This window comes from Ktedonospora formicarum (genome assembly GCF_016587355.1).
Lineage (GTDB): Bacteria > Chloroflexota > Ktedonobacteria > Ktedonobacterales > Ktedonobacteraceae > Ktedonobacter > Ktedonobacter formicarum.
Window position 1 is genome coordinate 129,112 of record NZ_BNJF01000006.1, and the last position, 17,120, is coordinate 146,231.

General features: G+C 53.9%; 16 protein-coding genes. 8 read left to right on the plus strand and 8 right to left on the minus strand.

The annotated features are described in order from the left end of the window. Positions 1–226: 226 nt before the first annotated feature. Positions 227–796, plus strand: coding sequence for a class I SAM-dependent methyltransferase (locus K3T82_RS38580; protein ID WP_220198834.1), 570 nt, complete (start codon positions 227–229; stop codon positions 794–796). A gap of 195 nt (positions 797–991) precedes the next feature. Here the strand turns inward: K3T82_RS38580 and K3T82_RS38585 are convergent, their stop codons facing one another. The 3 genes from K3T82_RS38585 to K3T82_RS38595 form a co-directional block, all read right to left on the minus strand. Continuing rightward, positions 992–1,204, minus strand: coding sequence for a hypothetical protein (locus K3T82_RS38585; protein ID WP_220198835.1), 213 nt, complete (start codon positions 1,202–1,204; stop codon positions 992–994). A 176-nt stretch (positions 1,205–1,380) separates the two neighbouring features. Next, positions 1,381–2,256 carry an RNA polymerase sigma-70 factor gene (locus K3T82_RS38590; protein ID WP_220198836.1) on the minus strand — a complete coding sequence of 292 codons (876 nt, stop codon included), beginning with the start codon at positions 2,254–2,256 and terminating at the stop codon, positions 1,381–1,383. A gap of 8 nt (positions 2,257–2,264) precedes the next feature. Next, positions 2,265–2,702 (minus strand): nitroreductase/quinone reductase family protein, encoded by a 438-nt coding sequence (locus tag K3T82_RS38595; RefSeq protein ID WP_220198837.1) that lies wholly within the window; start codon positions 2,700–2,702, stop codon positions 2,265–2,267. Positions 2,703–3,317: 615 nt separating this feature from the next. On the opposite strand from K3T82_RS38595, the gene K3T82_RS38600 reads away from it, so the two are divergent. Together K3T82_RS38600 and K3T82_RS38605 are read left to right on the plus strand one after the other, a co-directional pair. Beyond that, complete coding sequence (locus tag K3T82_RS38600; RefSeq protein WP_220198838.1) at positions 3,318–3,710, plus strand: helix-turn-helix domain-containing protein; 393 nt, start codon at positions 3,318–3,320, stop codon at positions 3,708–3,710. Then, positions 3,631–4,449, plus strand: coding sequence for an RNA-guided endonuclease InsQ/TnpB family protein (locus K3T82_RS38605; protein ID WP_220198839.1), 819 nt, complete (start codon positions 3,631–3,633; stop codon positions 4,447–4,449). The genes K3T82_RS38600 and K3T82_RS38605 overlap by 80 nt, the downstream gene beginning before the upstream one ends. Before the next feature lie 172 nt (positions 4,450–4,621). Here K3T82_RS38605 and K3T82_RS38610 read toward each other — a convergent pair whose 3' ends face one another. Further along, on the minus strand, positions 4,622–7,780 hold the full coding sequence (locus K3T82_RS38610) for a winged helix-turn-helix domain-containing protein (RefSeq protein WP_220198840.1): 3,159 nt from the start codon (positions 7,778–7,780) through the stop codon (positions 4,622–4,624). Positions 7,781–8,143: 363 nt separating this feature from the next. On the opposite strand from K3T82_RS38610, the gene K3T82_RS38615 reads away from it, so the two are divergent. Continuing rightward, entirely contained in the window at positions 8,144–8,584 is a 441-nt protein-coding gene (locus K3T82_RS38615; RefSeq protein ID WP_220198841.1) for a hypothetical protein, read from the plus strand. 1,152 nt (positions 8,585–9,736) lie between these two features. Beyond that, on the plus strand, positions 9,737–9,877 hold the full coding sequence (locus K3T82_RS38620) for a hypothetical protein (RefSeq protein WP_220198842.1): 141 nt from the start codon (positions 9,737–9,739) through the stop codon (positions 9,875–9,877). Between the two features lie 681 nt (positions 9,878–10,558). On the opposite strand, the gene K3T82_RS38625 is transcribed toward K3T82_RS38620, so the two are convergent. Beyond that, positions 10,559–10,927 (minus strand): hypothetical protein, encoded by a 369-nt coding sequence (locus K3T82_RS38625; RefSeq protein WP_220198843.1) that lies wholly within the window; start codon positions 10,925–10,927, stop codon positions 10,559–10,561. Between the two features lie 338 nt (positions 10,928–11,265). On the opposite strand from K3T82_RS38625, the gene K3T82_RS38630 reads away from it, so the two are divergent. Beyond that, positions 11,266–11,505, plus strand: a complete 240-nt coding sequence (locus tag K3T82_RS38630) for a hypothetical protein (RefSeq protein WP_220198844.1) — start codon at positions 11,266–11,268, stop codon at positions 11,503–11,505. 434 nt (positions 11,506–11,939) lie between these two features. Beyond that, entirely contained in the window at positions 11,940–12,272 is a 333-nt protein-coding gene (locus K3T82_RS38635; protein ID WP_220198845.1) for a hypothetical protein, read from the plus strand. Positions 12,273–12,440: 168 nt separating this feature from the next. Here K3T82_RS38635 and K3T82_RS48460 read toward each other — a convergent pair whose 3' ends face one another. Genes K3T82_RS48460 through K3T82_RS38645 form a run of 3 tightly spaced genes read right to left on the minus strand, consistent with a single transcriptional unit; the run spans position 12,441 to position 15,319 of the window. Beyond that, complete coding sequence (locus tag K3T82_RS48460; RefSeq protein WP_236031821.1) at positions 12,441–13,151, minus strand: hypothetical protein; 711 nt, start codon at positions 13,149–13,151, stop codon at positions 12,441–12,443. Between the two features lie 48 nt (positions 13,152–13,199). After that, positions 13,200–14,456 (minus strand): hypothetical protein, encoded by a 1,257-nt coding sequence (locus K3T82_RS48465; RefSeq protein WP_236031822.1) that lies wholly within the window; start codon positions 14,454–14,456, stop codon positions 13,200–13,202. Further along, the gene (locus K3T82_RS38645; protein WP_220198846.1) at positions 14,453–15,319 is read right to left on the minus strand and encodes a sigma-70 family RNA polymerase sigma factor; all 867 of its coding nucleotides are present in this window, start codon (positions 15,317–15,319) and stop codon (positions 14,453–14,455) included. The genes K3T82_RS48465 and K3T82_RS38645 overlap by 4 nt, the downstream gene beginning before the upstream one ends. Positions 15,320–15,529: 210 nt before the next feature. Here K3T82_RS38645 and K3T82_RS38650 point away from each other — a divergent pair, with 210 nt between their 5' ends. Next, positions 15,530–17,104, plus strand: coding sequence for an MDR family MFS transporter (locus K3T82_RS38650; RefSeq protein ID WP_220198847.1), 1,575 nt, complete (start codon positions 15,530–15,532; stop codon positions 17,102–17,104). Positions 17,105–17,120: the final 16 nt, after the last annotated feature.

Genomic DNA, 17,120 nt, shown 5'->3' on the forward strand with positions numbered 1-17,120 from the left:
TACTCCTGAACAGTTTGGCTCATGTGTCCGCTAGCGGAACATTCTCACAGATTGTTTATTGAAAGCATATCAATTTTCTGGCAAAGTAGAAGTGAACAAAGTGTTCAATAATGAATAGTATAGTCAGTATATCATGGAGGAAGTACAATGACGAAGCATTCGCATAGGTCTTCTAAGAGCAATGTGCCCGCTACCATAGGAAAGACGATTCACTGGGCTGCATACTATGACCTGTTTGTTTTTTTTTGCGCTATTGGGGCGCGACACAGCTTTCCGACGTCGCACTGCCGATCTGGCGCGTATTCGACCAGGAGAACATGTACTTGATGTTGGCTGCGGTACTGGTGATTTGGCATTCGTGATCGAAAAACAGATTAGACCAACTGGAACCGTTGTGGGAATTGATGCAGCGGTTGAGATGATTACTCGTGCTCGTCAGAAGGCAGTCCAAAGAACAAGCAAGGTCAAGTTTCTGTTAGAACCTATCGAGGCCATGTCTTTTGCAGGGCAATCTTTTGATGTTGTTGTCTCCAGTATGATGTTTCATCATCTTCCTCCTCCTCTCAAGGAGCCAGCATTGAGGGAAATGCATCGAGTATTGAAACCAGGAGGAAGGGTGCTGATTGTTGATGCCTCGCATTCCACGCACCATTTCTTTCCTCACCCAGCCTTACAGGTGGGAGTTGAGGACCTTTCGCCTCTTTTAGAAAAAGTTGGCTTCCTTGAAGTGACATGGCAGCGGGGACCATTGCCATTTGTGGGCGCAGTTCAGGGAAGAACGCCACTTATACCATAGGGCAAACAGGCAGTACGGAGGCAGGGGAATAAGCTCACCTACCAGGCTGTATTTCCTTGAAAATCCGCCCTCCAAGCATAGAGCCTTCTGGCTACTGATCTAAGTGACCAATATCAGTCAGTATATGTCTTTTCACTCACAAGAGCAGTGCTCTTCGCGCTGCTCTTGTTCTCAAGATACCCGTTGCTCAAACAATCAGAGGACATAGACAAGACCATGGAGGCTGGTCGTAAAGGTAGGTTGTCCATTGCTCCAATCAATTTCCTGAAATACCCGTGTATTGCTCAGGCTCGGAAGATTCCCGATAATGGTACACGTTGCGATGTCGATAATATCACCAGAATCACCGACATAGACGAAACTGCCCTGGGTGAAACAGGAATGGGACCTCAGATATGGCTTGTCCATGTGTGTCTAAGTTCTCAATAACGCAAACTTGGCTGTGGACGCGGGGTAAGACCAAAAAGACCAGCTGGTCTTGAGGCACCTACGGAGGAAGCAGCAACAACAAAAGATGGAGGAAGGCGATGCTTGCATACGTTTTCCCACATTAATTGGAGCAGTTTCCTTTCTCTCCATTTATTTCAGACATGTGTCAACTTATCGGGGTTGGCAACAAGGCGAAGCGTCTGGATGCGCTCGGCCACCACGTCGATGGTCACCACAGCGAGGGCGCGCCCACCTGCGCGGAGAATCAACGCTGGTTGACCATTGGCTTCCGCCAGTTCCATCCGCGCCCCCTCCGGCAAGGTAGCTCTGAATGCGCCGCTATGATTGATGAAGTAACGTGCTACCGCCTGGTCGCCAGAAACTGGTCGTGTCCTGGCTCCTTTTACCTTGCCGCCACCGTCGAGCCAAAACGTGACGTCCTGCGCAAGGAGATCGAGCAAAGCGTTCATCTCGCCTGCATCGACAGCCTGGAAAAAGCTGGTGAGCAGTTGCCGCTGAAGTTCGGGCGACGCCGAGAAGCGCGGTCGGTGATCGACCAGGTGCTTCTTGGCCCGGCTCAAAGACTGGCGGCAGGCAGCTTCATTTTTGTCCAATATGGCCGCAATCTCAGCATAATCGTAATCGAAGACCTCGCGCAACAGGAAGATTGCCCGCTCAAGCGGCTGCAACTGCTCCAGTATCACCAGGAAGGCCAGCGAGATCGACTCATATTCGTCCACGCGCTTCTCAACCCTGATCAGTTCTGATACATCTGTGGTAACAATCGGCTCCGGCAGCCATGGACCCAGGTATTGCTCTCGCTGGTGTCGCGCCAGTTGCAACTGATCCACGCACAGGCGGCTGATGATCGTGGCCAGGTACGCTTTCAGCGAGCGAATCGTCTCTGGGGGCGTTGTTTGGTATCGCAGATAGGTTTCCTGTACCAGATCCTCGGCATCCATCGCACTTCCAAGCATGCGATAGGCGATGGCGAAGAGGTATGGACGATACGTTTCAAAGCTCTCGTTCATGTTCCACCTTACAGATATGCCTTCTCTCTACCAACCGGAGCATATCGGAACTGTATGAACTGCTTGATCCCGATCATCGGCAACAGCAACCGATGAACAGGATGGTAGGCTGGGAGGGCCACGGCCAAACTTATCATCTGTGGATCAATCAGCCGATATTCGACGCCTTTCCACTGGATCACGCAACCGTTCGCGGCCAGCGCGTTACGGTACCAGTCAGATTGTTCACCAAAGGACAGCGGAACCACAAAGCCAGTGGCCGTTGGTCGGGCGCTCACCGGTGTGGCGTAAACCCGCCCGGAGCGGCGCCCAGTATGTTTGAGGATCGCGCACTCCATCAGGCGGCTGATGACTGGGTGAGTGACAATATATGAATTCCACCAGCGAGCGAACCGGGACTTGCTGATTGTCCCTTTTCCGCTCACCGGGACATTGCTTTCTACCATGCGTATCTTCCCTTTGTCATTCTCTCATCTCATGAGCATATTACTTTTATTAACTGTAATATGCCATAGAACAAAATCTCATTCTCTCTAACAAGAGGCTCCTAATAGGAAGAGGGTTGAGGGGGAACTTTTGTGACAGCGATGGTCTATTTCACTCGATGATAGATGGAGAGGGTATATGGGAGAGTGGACAGTCTCCCTTTCCGTTGACATCTGTTGCTCTTGCGTTCGTCCCTCGTTTCTGCGAGAATTGCTCCTTGTACGGTGAGTGACACCGGAATGTACGCCTGTGGAGATCCTGTAAGACCTGGTAGATCCAGGCAGGTTGTTCGTTGAAGCAGGAACCGAACGCCAGATAGGGCTTGTCCATCTTTGGGGAAGTTTCGGATAACGGTATATGGGAGAGTACCTGTGAGGCAAAAAAGACACAGAAAGACCCTCAGGCAAAGAAATGTTCCCCGAGGCCCACTGAAAGCAGCTAGATGAGGGGTATAACTCGTTTTCTATTATTGGGACATATAGAGACAAATAATGACATCTCTTCCGCCTCTTGCCAAAGCTGTGTTTTTCTGGTATCTTTGTTCTACATTCAACACCGAGGGAGAAGAGCAAGAGATGGTCCATGGGTATCGGGGAGAACTTGACCTCAACAACGCGCAAAAGACGCTCTGCCGCAAACATGCCGGGGCCGCTCGCTGGGCCTTCAATTATGGCCTTCGCCGCAAACAAGAGGCCCACAAGGCAGGGCAGAAAACGCCCACCGCCATCGATCTGCATCGCGAGATCAATGCCCTCAAACCCTCTGAGCCCTGGATGTATGATGTCAGCAAGTGCGCCTTCCAAGAGGGATTGCGCGACCTGGATGCCGCCTTCAAACATTTCTTTCGCAAGTGCCGGCTCAAAAAAGAGGGCACCTGGAAAGGCAAGTGTGGCTATCCCCGCGCGCAAAAGCCGCAAGAAAGCCATCGGTGGCGCTCGCTTCACCGGGAGCATTCGGGTGTTTCCTGATGCCATCCAGTTGCCTCGTTTGGGAAGGCTCCGGCTCAAAGAGCACGGCTATTTCCCTCTGGGCGGCAAGATCAGCAGTGCCACCATCCATGAGCAAGCAGGCAGATGGTTTGTTTCCATCTGTGTGCATGAGGAAAAGGAAGCATCCCAACCAGCCACAGGTGACGTCATTGGAGTGGACCTGGGGATCAAGCGGTTGGCAACCCTCTCAGATGGACGTACCTTCGAGAATCCCAAGGCGCTACGCAAGAAGATCACGGCGTTAAAGCGCCTCTCGCGGCGCCAGAGCCGCAAGGCCAAAGGATCACGTAATCGCCAGAAAGCCAAGCAGCGCCTCTCGCGAATGCATGCCCGCATCGCCAACGTGCGTAACGATGCCTTGCACCAAGCGACCGCACAGATCGTGGCGAGAACCAAGCCCGATGCCGAGCGCCCGCGTGTGATCGTCCTCGAGGATTTACATATTGCAGGCATGCTCAAGAACCGCAGGTTATCTCGAGCGATTGCGGATGTGGGCATGTACGAGTTCAAGCGGCAGATCCTTTACAAAGCCGAACAGGCAGGGGTAAAGGTACTGCTGGCCTCGCGCTGGGAGCCATCCTCAAAAACCTGTTCGTGTTGTGGCTGGATCAATGAGGCGCTCGCCCTTTCGGATCGAGTCTTTGTCTGCCTGGAGTGTGGAAACGTCCAGGACCGAGATGCCAACGCTGCCAACAATCTCGCAGCATTGGCACAATGAACAGAGCGTACCGCAAGTTCTGCGAGAAGTGACGCCTGTGGAGCAGATGTAAGACAAGCGAAAGGCTTGCTGTCTGCGCTGAAGCAGGAACCGAATGCTGAGTATGGCCTGTCCATGTTTGGGTCAATTTCGGAGAACGGGGTGTGAGTGGGTGAGAGAAGAAGGAGGACGATTAGAGTAAGGACAAACGCCGCGCTGTTTCGCTGGCCTCCATACGATTGTGGACATCCAGCTTGCGGTAGAGGCTCTGGATATGGGTTTTCACGGTATTGAGCGAGATGATCAGCTCGCTGGCGATCTCAGGGTTCGAGCGCCCGGCAACTAGGAGGCGCAAAACTCGTAGTTCCTGCTGACTGAGTGGTTCCAGGAGTAAGGTATCCTTCCTGGATACCTTCTGTGGGGGGTCAACCAGCACGTCCTGTGCAAAGCCTCGTAGGAGAAAATGCGCAAAGGGTAGCAGTGAGGTCTCGCGTAGTTCTGGCAGGAGTGTTCTGAGCAGCGCTTCCATGGCAGAGCCTTCATCCAGAAAAACGCGTTGATAGTTCTGTGGTTGTGCCAGTTTCAATGCCTGGAGGAGCGAGGACCTGGCCTGGCTGTGTTCCTGGCAAGCAACATGGGCCAGGGCCTCCAAAATCTGGATTTCCAGCACGCTCCGCTTGCGTCCCTGTGCCTGGGCTTTCTCTTTCCAGGGCGCTAATGCTTTTAATGCGATTTCCCCTTCCCGTTGCGCGATATACCAACGTGCGAGCAGTAGGGCTTCCCCCTGCTCTTTCAAGAGTGACGGACCTTGCTCAGCCGCCTGGGAACCCGATGCATGCTCCCTGGCTTGGATCCATTGTTCGACCGTGTGCAACTCGCCCAAGGAAAGCCGGAGTCGTGCTAGCAAGGCGTGTATCACATCTGCTGATAAGGGAACACGAGCATGCCGCTCCCATTGCAAGAGCAATTCCTGAGCCTGGATGGTCTTTCCGTATGCATGCAGGAGGCGAGCTTGGACAAATGCCCCCGAAGCATTCACATGGATTCCATCCTCTGGCTGTGCTCTCAGCGCCTGTGCTTGAGCGAGATAGTCCTGCGCTCTTGCGAGCTCGTTGCGCTCATAGCACAGTTGAGCAAGGCTATGAAAGGCCCACGACGTGTAGAACGGGTCCAGACCGCCTGTGGCCAGAAATTGCTGTTGGGACAGCTTCTGATCTTGCTCCACGAAGGCCAGGGCTTGCGTGTAGGTGTGAGCGGCCCTTTGTAATTCCCCTTGTTCCAGGCTCACATCTCCCAGGAAGACCAGGGCGGCGAACACGGCCACCAGCGAATTGATCCGTTTTGAAATTTCCAGCGCTTGCAAAAAGGACTGTCTGGCCCTCTCTACCTCTCCTGCAAGAAGGGCCCCATAGCCCGACGATAGGAGATTATCGGGATACAGAAAGCTGCGTTCGCCAATTAGTGGTTGTGCCTGGGAAGCCAGACGATACCAATTTGTGAGATCTTCATAATAAAAAAGCAGTTCGCCATGCAGTTGCAACGCTTCTCCCAGTTGCTCCCACTGCTCCCTGGCCTGAAATCCCTGCTCTGCCCACTGAATGCACCGCTCAGAACGCTCCTGGATAGCAGGGTCACGTCGATCTACCGTAAACATCGTGGTGAGGACATACCAGAAACAGAGGTCTGGTTGGGTCCGCAGGACCTCCTCCGGCAAGCGCAGCAACCAGGAGCGTAGCAGGTGGAATTCATTCTGGAAGCTGTTGGGGGCCAGAAACTGTTGGATCAGGGTTGCAGCACGGACAAAATCTTCTGCGGCAAGCGCGGCCTCAATCGCTTCTGGAAGCATCTGCTGGTGTTCATACCACTGGCTCGCTTTGCTGCGAAGCTCATTCACAACGGTTGTTCCCAGGCGACGGCGGGCCTCGTGTTGTAATGCTTGTGCCCACAATGCATGATAGCGATACCACTGCTGGCTTTCATCCAGGGATTGGAGAAAGAGATTGGCCCGTTCCACCTGTTCCAACAAGAGATCATTATCCTCTCTCCCCGTGATGGCGTTACAGAGCGAGGCACTCAAACAGGGAAGTCCACTGGTCTGGAGCAAGAAGTTCTGCAACTCGTCAGGAAAACTCGCGAAGACTTCTTCGCGCAGGTAATCGAGCAAGAAGCGCTGGCTGCCGTTGAACGTTTGCGCAGAGGCGGAAGGATCAGCCTGTTTCTGGAGAACGAGGGCAGCCAGTTGGAGGCCAGCAATCCAGCCCTCAGTGCGAGCTTCGAGGAGGGCAACATCGCGCTCGCTGAGGGCAATTCCCATCCTCCGGATAAGAAAGGACTGTGCTTCCTCTTGGGTAAAGCGTAGGTCTGTGTTACGGATCTCGAACAGGTGCCCACGGGCGCGGAGGCGAGCGAGGGGAAAATCCGGGTCCACACGGCTGGACAGCACCAGATGCACATGAGATGGCAAATGCGCCAGGAAGAGGCTCAGGGAAGCATGAATAGTTGGCTCGTCGACCACATGATAATCATCTAGGATCAGCAGGATGGGCGAGACTTCCGAAGTCCTCTCAGCCAACTCATTAAGCAGAATCGTTACACACGAAGCCAGAGGAGAACGTGCGCGCATCTGAGTGAGTGCCTGCTCTCCAAGTGCTGGCCAACGTCTGCGCAGGGCTGCGATGAGTGAGATCCAGAAGCGTGTTGGATCGTTGTCCAATGGTTCCAGAGAGAGCCACGCAACAGCCTCGTGATGCCGTTGGGCCCACGCGGAGATCAGGGTGGTCTTGCCCCAGCCAGCAGCAGCAGAGAGCAGTGTCAGCGGGTGGGACAAAGCGGTATCCAGGGCTGTGAGAAGGCGCTCTCGCACCACAAGAGAGACTGGCAGGCGTGGAGGAGAGAGCCTGGTTATCATCATGATATTGGGGTCATGGAACTCAGAGCCGAGCTCGACGAGGCTGGAAAGGGTCTTATTGCCACTCTGGGTCCTGGCAAGTGAAGTAGATACCAGTGAGAGATGTTGTAAGCGTTCTTGCTCGATCTCCTGGAGCTTCTGAGCTACCTCCTCTAAACGTGCAAGGGTCACAGTGCGACTGTGCCCGAGATAGCGTTTTCTGGTTTGACCGGAACGTGTGTGGTAGGCATACCAATAGCCTGTACCTCGTGCTCGCGACTCTTTGTAGACGTTGAGTTGTCCGCACTGGCCCTGGAAAGAGAAAGAGGTTTGTGCTGTTAACCAGGCAAACCACGACTCCTCGGTTCCCAACCTAATCCACATGAGGACGTGGTCAGCAGTCTGGAGTTGATAGGCGTGACGTTCAGAGGACCAGGTCAGCAGAGCATCGGGTGATTTTGGCATGTGTTTGTTTTTGCTTCCCAAGAAATACGTACCTCCCAACCTCCCAACAGGAATGAGTATAGCATGTTTCCGGATGCAGGTGCAAGCAACCCATCATACCCGCAACTTGTCGGAGAATGCTTGGAAAATAGCCATTCTCGATCAAGTTTTCCCATTCTCATGCTCCGCTTCGTTATACACGGCAGGGAAAAGGCCAGAGTTGGCGGTCAAATCTTGTTGGATCGTTTGAGAGGAACGTTAGGAGAAAGAGATGCCAGATACCCGCACCGATCCAGCCATCTTCCAGGAGTTTCGAGAAGCACTGGGGACGCGTGAGCCCAAAACAGGCGAAAATGCAGTGCCGCCACCACCGACGCAGCACTCATGAACCATCTCATCAGTCAGTCACCTCATCAGGATCAGGAAGACCACTCTCGCCACCACCAGTCACCTCTGCGACCTCAGACCGCAATCCCTTCTCCTCATCGTTGCTTGCCATCTCGTTGCAGGCTGCGGTACCCCTTCGCCTCCTCGCTTGCTATGAGCGAGGAGGGCCAACCAGCGCGCGACCTGGCAGCCGCTCGGCAAGTTGGGGATGTGCTGGCTGCACGAGGAGATCGATTGCTCTACCGTAGTGAAAAAGAAGGCGCGCACAGCAACGCTGTTCAATCAGCCCGGCCAGAATCAATAGCCATCCTCGCATTTGTCCCTGGAGGCATTCTCTCGCTCTTTGGGAGACGGTTTGAGGCCGAAGCAATTCTCGCCGGGTTCATTGGAAATGAGCAGGCACGAGCCTACTGCCAACACGTACGTGTGCAAACCTAGAGCGTTCCAGATGTTCAACACCGTATGAAGGCTGATCTGGGAACAGACACCAACATGTAGGCCCCGAACAAGGCTTGTAGAAGGTTTTTGGGGTTTATCATGGAGGAAAAAGTCTCAACCTTCTTCCTGGAGAACAAAAGAGTGAGTGTTTCATATGCTGAAACACTCACTCGCCTGATGAGCACATACCCATTGGGACTCAGTCAGAAAGAGGTGTCTGAGAATATGTACTCAATAAAGAAGAGCGGTTACTCTTTTTCTTCGTGACTCTACATATAGTTGAAACCACAGTTCCTGATTATGTGGCATCATTTTCTCATTCTAGACCGTCTGACAGGACAACCCAGCGTAGAAACTCATTCCTCCCAGTTTCATAGAGATCCTTTGTGCGAGAGATCCGAAAGTGCTGCTTATCATGAGACATGAACGTACCCTTTCTCAAAATGTGCCCATTCTATATTCCCGGCCATTGACCATCAATAGGCCAAGTAGCAGGGTCATCCTCATCAACCGGAACAGCCAACCGCTCATCGAGTGTCATGCCTGTCTGGGTAGTCTGGGCGGTGTATGAAACCTGTGGGGGCCGCACCCATCAAAGGCTGTGTTCGTTCTCGAGTGAGCGCCTTTGTGAGCGCTTGTGTGAGCGCTTGGTCGAACGCTTCCTCAAACGTTTGAGTGGTTCCTTGACTCGTCAATGTTTGTACTTCCCACATGTAACGACCATCATCTTCTTGGTAGATATGGATTGGTATTGGTAAGGTGGCAAGAATTGCGATGAGACGATCTTCTGAAATGGAGGACTGTGGCATTATCTTCCCTTTTCAACAAACACATAATAGCGTTATAGATGCCTTTCATAAAAAAAGACTTTTAAGATTAGATTACATTAAATATTTTATATTTTAAGCATAAAATCGCAGGTCCTTGAAGATCCTGGCATAGGAATATTCAAGAACCTTTTAAAAGATGTTTCCTTTATACTCGTACAGAATCAGTTTCCCAATACTCTGAAGAGTGGGGTCTGGCAGACTCTCGGCGATGTAGACCGCTTGCTTCGTGTGATATGATACTTTCCACGAACCATAGAACTCCCCATGCGACCCTGTTTGATCAGGTTGATCGGCTTTACTGTGACAGCAAGAGTATGGTGTCATGAAGCGAATTCTTTTGACGGGAATGTCTGGAACCGGCAAGTCGGCAATCATTTGCGAGCTTGCTGCTCGCGGATACAAGGCTGTGGATGTGGATAGTGACGAGTTTTCCCAGTGGCAGAGTAGCGGGACCCCAATATAGTTCTATTAGTAAATGGATGAAAGGTTTATAGCAAGCTATTCGGGCATTTTGACCGGAAAGTGGCCGCTTCTTGTCCTGGCACACATATTCCTCTTCCTTGTATATTTAAGGTAATGAACTGTTTGGGGTCCTGGCTGGAGTGTTTCGCTCGCTTTGCGCTTTTCACTCGCTGGGCACACCACACCTACCTTCGCTCGCTCGCATCGCCTTGCTGAGCTCGAGCAGGTGGATACCACGGTCTCAGGTTGGTCGTTTCCTGGCTAGAAGCTCGCACTGTGGCTGCTAGCAAAAACGACGGTTTTGGGTTCTCGTTTTGTATTCTACATGGTTGAGCATCTTGCTTGCCAGAACGAGGGTTGGGCTTGGTCCCCTCGTCCCCGAATGGATCGTTCGCTTGCTCCTGTTCAGTTGCCATCGCTCTCGATTGTGCGCGGGGGGTGAGAGAACACACGAAAGACCAACACTGTCATTCTGATCCTTTACCCCATGATGAGGTAGCTCTCATGAGGTGAGAGAAAGGAGTGAAAGCCCAAAGGAAACCAAAGGCATGGTGCTGCTCATGATCTCAAGCAGCCTGGACTCGTAGCAGAAAAGGCTCCTGGACAAGAGATCCCGCGAGCGTTCGCCATGTACAGTACCAGCAAGACGGAACTACACCCAAACATGGTGACTGAAGGCCAACTAGAGCCTGATGCACCTCGACACCGAAAGGTGATGCTGATGCGTAAGGGCAAAGACGACGACCTGGACAAGAGGGACGAGCAGAACAACTGTCCGGCTGGCGGTATTTGTCCTACTCCGAACTCCTGTAGCCAGGGCTGCAAGAAGTTTCAAGACTGATTCCTGACGTCTGGGGACATCATCTCCTCCTTCGTCACAGAGGAGTCGGTTGGGCCACCAGCGGTAGTGCTGGTTGGCCCAACCGGCCCTGCATGGGATACTGAGGTTGACCCGTTTAAGTCCAGTCAGAAAAGGTGGAAGGACGACTGGAAGGCACAGTGATGTGCCAAGTGATAGATGCTGATAGCGTTGAAACGTTACGCTAAGCATAAAACATAATGAAATGGGTGCGAAAAGTTTTTTTGCACGAAGATGCACAACTATTTTGTGCATTCTCTCTTATAGAGTAGAAGCCTGAGTTATCGATTGTCACCATCGATAGAAACATGCCACTCGCGTGCGGGTTGGCAGGTGACCGGGTTCTGGTTCAGCCCGTACACAGTTCCCCGTGTGTTAGTACGTTGAGACCTCGCGGAAGAGACAGGAGGAACCGCGAGATGAGTTGGCCACTTGTCTCGTTCAGATGAACCTCCTTCAGCAACACAGAAGGAGAGGCCAAACCCATTGCTTGTGTCATGTTCCATTCCCAATCACGGAAGGAGTTCGCCATGGGCGACTCCCAGCAGTACGACCCGACCGACTTCCAGCAGCGCTTCCCGACCGACGAGGAGTGGGCCGGGCTGGTCAAGGTGATCAGCCCGGAGACCGACACCTCGGAGATCGCAGCATTCATCGCGGCGATGCCCGAGGAGATGGCCAAGGCCTACCTCTTGTCGCTCTTGGTGAGTGGCGGATGCGTCGGCGGCGATGTTCTGTTCGTGGACTTCGTCAGGCAGATCCCCCACTGATCCGGCGCGGACGCACGGCACCGAGCAAGACGAACGCGGGCGGACTCTCGCCGTGTACACGCCAATCTGGCGCGTGCATGGCGCGGGCCACCCGCGTTCTGTTGATCTCTTCCTCTTGTATTATCCTTGTCGCTTTCTCGGAATCTCTTCGTTGTTGGAACTGCCTGAGCGCTTGGTTTTTGCGTTTGTTCAAGGTATTTCCTCTTGCTCGATCTTCACGGGTCTGCGAAGGAGGGCTGTTGGGAGGTCAAATTATACCGATAGGTCGCTTCTGGTTGCGGCTTGTTCCCTGGGCTTTAACTTGCGCAAAAAAACTTGTCGCACCCCTAGTCAACGGGTGCGGCAAGTTTTTTTGCGTGGTGGAATAGTGCGCGTGAAGGATCTGATAAGGCGATGTGCCGCTCGCCCCGTGAGGAAGCGAGCGGCACACCTGCGTGCTTGATGTTCGTTGGGGTGACCTAGACGATGGTCAACCCAATGAGGATGATCGTGAACTGGATCCCCTCACCGTCCTCGCGGACGATGGTCCGGCGGACGAACTCGGTGACTCCTGCGAACCTCTTGGTCACCGTCGCGTCGGTGATCTCGACTGTGTGCTGGTCACCGTCGCGTCGATGATCCGGATGCTGCTTGAGATCACGCCAGCGACGCGGCGAGTCAGATCCTTCGAGATGGCGCTCAGTTCGGCGACCATGTCCGACGACCGTCCTTGCGTGCATCGACCGGCGCAGGTGTGGATCGCGTCTCCCGCTTTTTCAGCGGCCTGAGCGACCTCAGGAGTGACGCCCTCGACGCACTCGTGGTAGTAGGTGCAAGAGGACACCATTCCTTCCTTGTGTCTCAAGGCCCACGCGATGCGCAACGAGATGAGGAGAGTGGAGAAAATGGCCTGTCAAGCGGCTTGAAGACGTGTCGCACTCGATGAGCAGAAACGATCAGGCGATGCGGAGACCGAGAGCCGTGGCAAAGGCATCTGGTATCCCGAAAAGTCTGATCGAAATCTCTGGAGCAGTTTTCGGGCGGGCATTGCGTGCTAGACGCTCAGTCCAGGAGAGACGCCAACGTGCTCGCTCGGCACGGGAAAGCAGTCGGATCGGTGGCGACTGAGCTGGTGAAGCTGTTTCAGCGAGTTCAACATCGACGCGCTGGTGACGCAGGAGTTTCACTAGCTCCCGCCGATGAAAGCGACGCTGCCAGTCTCTCCACAGGACCGGATGAGGATCCGATGGAGGGGAAGGTTCTTCCGGTGCAGGAGAGGATCCGCTTGAGGCCGAGGAGCGTGAAGGGAAAGGCCAGTAGACGGCACTGACCCGCCGCGCTTTGATGGTCGAAGCTTTTTCTTGACACCGTTCGCGCCGCGAACATGCTCGACAATGGCCGATCCGTGCGGCATAAAGTACCCGTAACGACCCATTGCGCTCTGGTCTCCGCTCTTGTGGATAGAGCGGGCGACCTGCTGGACAGCGCAGCGTCCCATCAGGCTGGAGAGCGAAATCCGCTCCGGCAAATCCTTTGGTGTATGATGGACGTGCCCACTGCGGTGGTCCATAAACGACGGGGGCTGACTCAGGTGATCGAGAGACAGGACCAGATGCGGCCTCCGCTGGCTCACTTACCTGAGCAGAGGCAAATTCCGTTGTGCGCATTGGCGTGGGATGGAGTGCATGCCCTAATTCAAGGCGGAGGTTCCAAACTCATTGTGCAAGGATTTGCCAGAACTCCTGGCCCCAGGCAGTATGTGAGCACCATCGGTCAGGATCTTGCTCCTGGTCTTCATCAGCAAGCACACACTCAAACGCTCCCCGATGCAGGTAGAGATCCACGATATCAGCAGGAGTGAACGCTCCTAGTGGCAAGGCGGTGTAGAACAGCTCGTAGACCACCTCGCCACGTGTGGCGCCGATCTTCGCCGGAGTTTCAGTCGCTGGGTGGGTGGCAACAATGACCCGTGTGCGTGGTCCGGTGGGCGAAAGAGCGAGATCAGGGAAGTCAAAGAGCGCTCGACGCATTCCCGTTTCGGGATGGCTCGTTTGCTGGTCTGGGGGCTGTGTGAGACGGGTCTGAACCACCTCCAGATCGAGAAGATCGTAGTCCTTGCCGCGCATCACATACGAGAGTCCCGCCAAATCTACCACAATGGCCCCATTGCCATATTGACCGTCCAAACGGATCACCGCCTGGCTCAGGGCAAGAGACTGTGCTTTCACATACGCGCTGACCGCCTGCATCGCCTGCCGCAACTCTCCTCGGTAATCGCCGTTGCCTGCTCCCGATGTCCCTGAAAAAGTGCCGACCCATTGGTGTGTATGTGTCTGGAGCACCGTCGTCCTGGTCCGAACGGCTTCACCCCGCTTGCGCCCTGTGTATCCTGGAGCGCAGACCTCGTCCAAGCGGCGTTGGGCGGGCGGCAGAACAGGCGTAGCAGGTAAGGCGCGTTGGCGAGCGGCTTGCCGTGTGCCATCGACATCAAAGACCTGCCAATACTTTTTCTGTCGATCCCACAACCCACCTGGCTTCTCCTCCTTCTCCAGAGGCCGGGCGATCAGATCTTCAAGAAACACCGTGCGCAGTGCCTCAACCGCCGTTTGATCGAGGGCAGTAAGAAAGCGAGACAGCGTCGAGCGAGCAGGCAAGCAATCCCGTCCGAAGAGGGCCATGAAGACAGGGGCGAACGGAAGCACTCGCTCATAAAATGCCTCTAGCGTGCGTTCGCCACTGATGGCGTAGCCGAGCAACACGACCACAAAGTCAATCACATCGTACTGACCAAACCGACGCCGGGCGAAACGTACCCGCTCTTCAATTGACGCCAGTACGCTGACACGCCGAAGGTAGTGTGCGACTACAGCTACTTCCCCGAACAGGGAGGTGTTGAGGGGATGGACTCCGAAGAGGTCTGGACATTTACTGACCCATTGGCAATACTTGTCATAAGAGATCTCACTGCTCACTCGGAAAGCACCGAAAGATGCAATTGGCTCAAGCGTGTTGGGTCAGAAATCACATTAATCTGGGCGATTTTTCCACCTGTGATCGTGAGCTGGGAGACAAGAAGTTGCTGTCCAGGCGGAGCCACGACGATTCCTACGGAGCCGTTTACCAGAATAGGTTGTACTTCCTGTGCACGGCGAGTAAGCTGCTTCGCCACTGCAACTGCACCACGAATCTCCTTTTCGGAGCCGACACGTGCGTCTGTTCGGTACACCACGTCCGGGTCGAGGAGGGCAAGCAGTGCCTCGAAGTTTCCAGCACGTGAGGCAGCCAGAAAGGCGTCAACTACTTCTCGATTTGCAGTGAGTTCAGCGTCCTGGACGCTCGCTCCACCTCGTATCCGACGACGAGCACGGCTCGCAAGCTGCCTGGTAGCAACCTCTGAACGCTCGACAATTGGGGCAATTTCCTCGAAAGGAACCGCAAAAATATCGTGCAGCACGAAGGCGAGACGCTCAGCAGGGGTGAGCGTCTCCAGGATCACGAGCAACGCTACCCCAATCGAGTCGGAAAGCTCGGCCTCTTGCTCGGGATCAATGACATGAGAGGAACTGATGTCTGACTCAAAGGTGAATGCTTCCAGCGACTCCTCGCGATGCAATTTGCGTGAACGCAGCATATTCAGGCTGATACGCGCCACGGTCGTTGTCAACCAACCGCCCAGGTTCGGGACGTTGCTCGTGTCGGAGCGGTGAAGCCTGAGCCAGGCTTCCTGTACCGCGTCGTTGGCCTCGGCTTTGGAACCGAGCAAGCGGTAGCCTACCGCTTGTAGGTGGGGACGCTGTGTCTCGAATGCTTGCGCTAACCATTCCTGGTTCTCCATTGATGTTCTTCCTCCGTTCGATGTTCTCATAAACATAACACACGAAGTTTGTCTGATGTGACAGCAATTGGTCCCCAGACGCACATCTCCTGGATCTTTCATAGTTTTGTGTATGCAATGCCGTCACATTCTCTCCTTGTGGTGGGTTAAGAAGATGACAAGAGTATTTTGCTTGTGATGAACTCATGGAAAAAGTGTGGAGATGTACGTATGCAAAACAACACAAAAATCACAACCATTGTTGCCCTGCTGCTCGTGTTAGCGCTGGCAACACTCGATTCGACGATTGTCGCTACTGCTATGCCCAGGGTGGTGAGCCAGCTTGGTGGAATGGCGCTCTATTCCTGGGCCTTTTCAGCTTACTTGCTAACCTCTACCGCTCTCATGCCTTTGTATGGCAAGCTGGCAGATCTCTATGGCCGGAAACGGATCTTGCTGATAGGAGCACTGATCTTTCTTCTCGGTTCCGCAGCTTGCGGTTCTGCGCAGACGATGGAACAATTGGTTTTCTTTCGTGGGTTGCAAGGGTTGGGAGCAGGAGCTATTCAACCACTTGTCTTGACGATTCTCGCCGATCTCTCTGCCTCTGCGAAAGAGAATGCGAGGCTGATCGGGGGCGTGGGGGTGCTGTGGGGAGTCTCAAGTGTGGCAGGTCCATTGCTGGGCGGCTTGATCGTTGATCATCTCTCCTGGCCGTGGATCTTCTACCTCAACCTCCCTATCGGTTTGCCTGCTCTGCTTCTGCTCGCCATTTTTTTCAAAGAGCGTTTTGCGCGCCAGAAGCATCACCTGGACTATGTGGGAACCATCGTAATGACAGGAGCCATTGTGGCATTTCTCTTTTTCGTGCTCCAAGGCGGAACAGCCTGGACCTGGACATCTCTGCCCAGTCTTGCTCTGCTAGTGGCCGCAATCATTCTCATTATTGCCTTTTTCTTGATAGAGAAACATACAGACGAGCCCATTCTGCCATTTGAGATCTTTACTCAGCGCACCATTGCTATCTCAAATAGTGGCAGTTTTCTGCTAGGTAGCCTTCTCTTGAGCCTGACTACCTATGTTCCACTCTTTGTCCAGGGCGTGCTGGGGGGAAATGCGACGCTTGCGGGCTCTGTCCTGATTCCGACCCTGTTGAGCTGGTCTCTTGTCTCTATGCTGGCCTCGCTGATCTTGAGATACTTTGGCTATCGCGTGATCGTACGAGTTGGTGCACTCTTCATGGTGATAGGAGCTGCCACAACAGTGTTTTTCCGCGAGCAGACGAGCGTTGCCGTTCTCGCACTCGCTTTAGTTCCCCTGGGCATCGGTTTTGGTCTGGTCAGCGTCGTGTATACCCTTGCGGTCCAGCGCACGGCCCGCAAGGAGATCGTAGGCGTGGCAACCGCGTCAACCCAATTTGTAAGGATGATCGGGGGAACAGTAGGCGTTGGCATCATGGGGGCGATCTTGAATGGGCAGATGCAACAGCACTTCACACCCATTGCCGCCCATTTCTCTTCTTCAGCACATGTGTTGCCAGAAGGAACATCGCCGGTGAATACCCTGCTCACCCCCAGTATACGTGCTGTCCTGCCAGCGGCATTGTTGGAACAACTCAGGCAAGCCTTCTCTCAGAGCTTGTTCTGGGTTTTTGTGACGATGTTGCTTCTGGCCCTTCTCGGCCTCCTGCTTATCCTCTGGTTCCCTTCGATTCCCTTTGAACCAGTTTCTCCTCAGGCTGAGGAGGAGTGGGAAACTGGGCAAAGCGGACCTGCACACACGAAAGCCATGGAAACCAGAGCTTAGCGATAGTTCCGTTCTT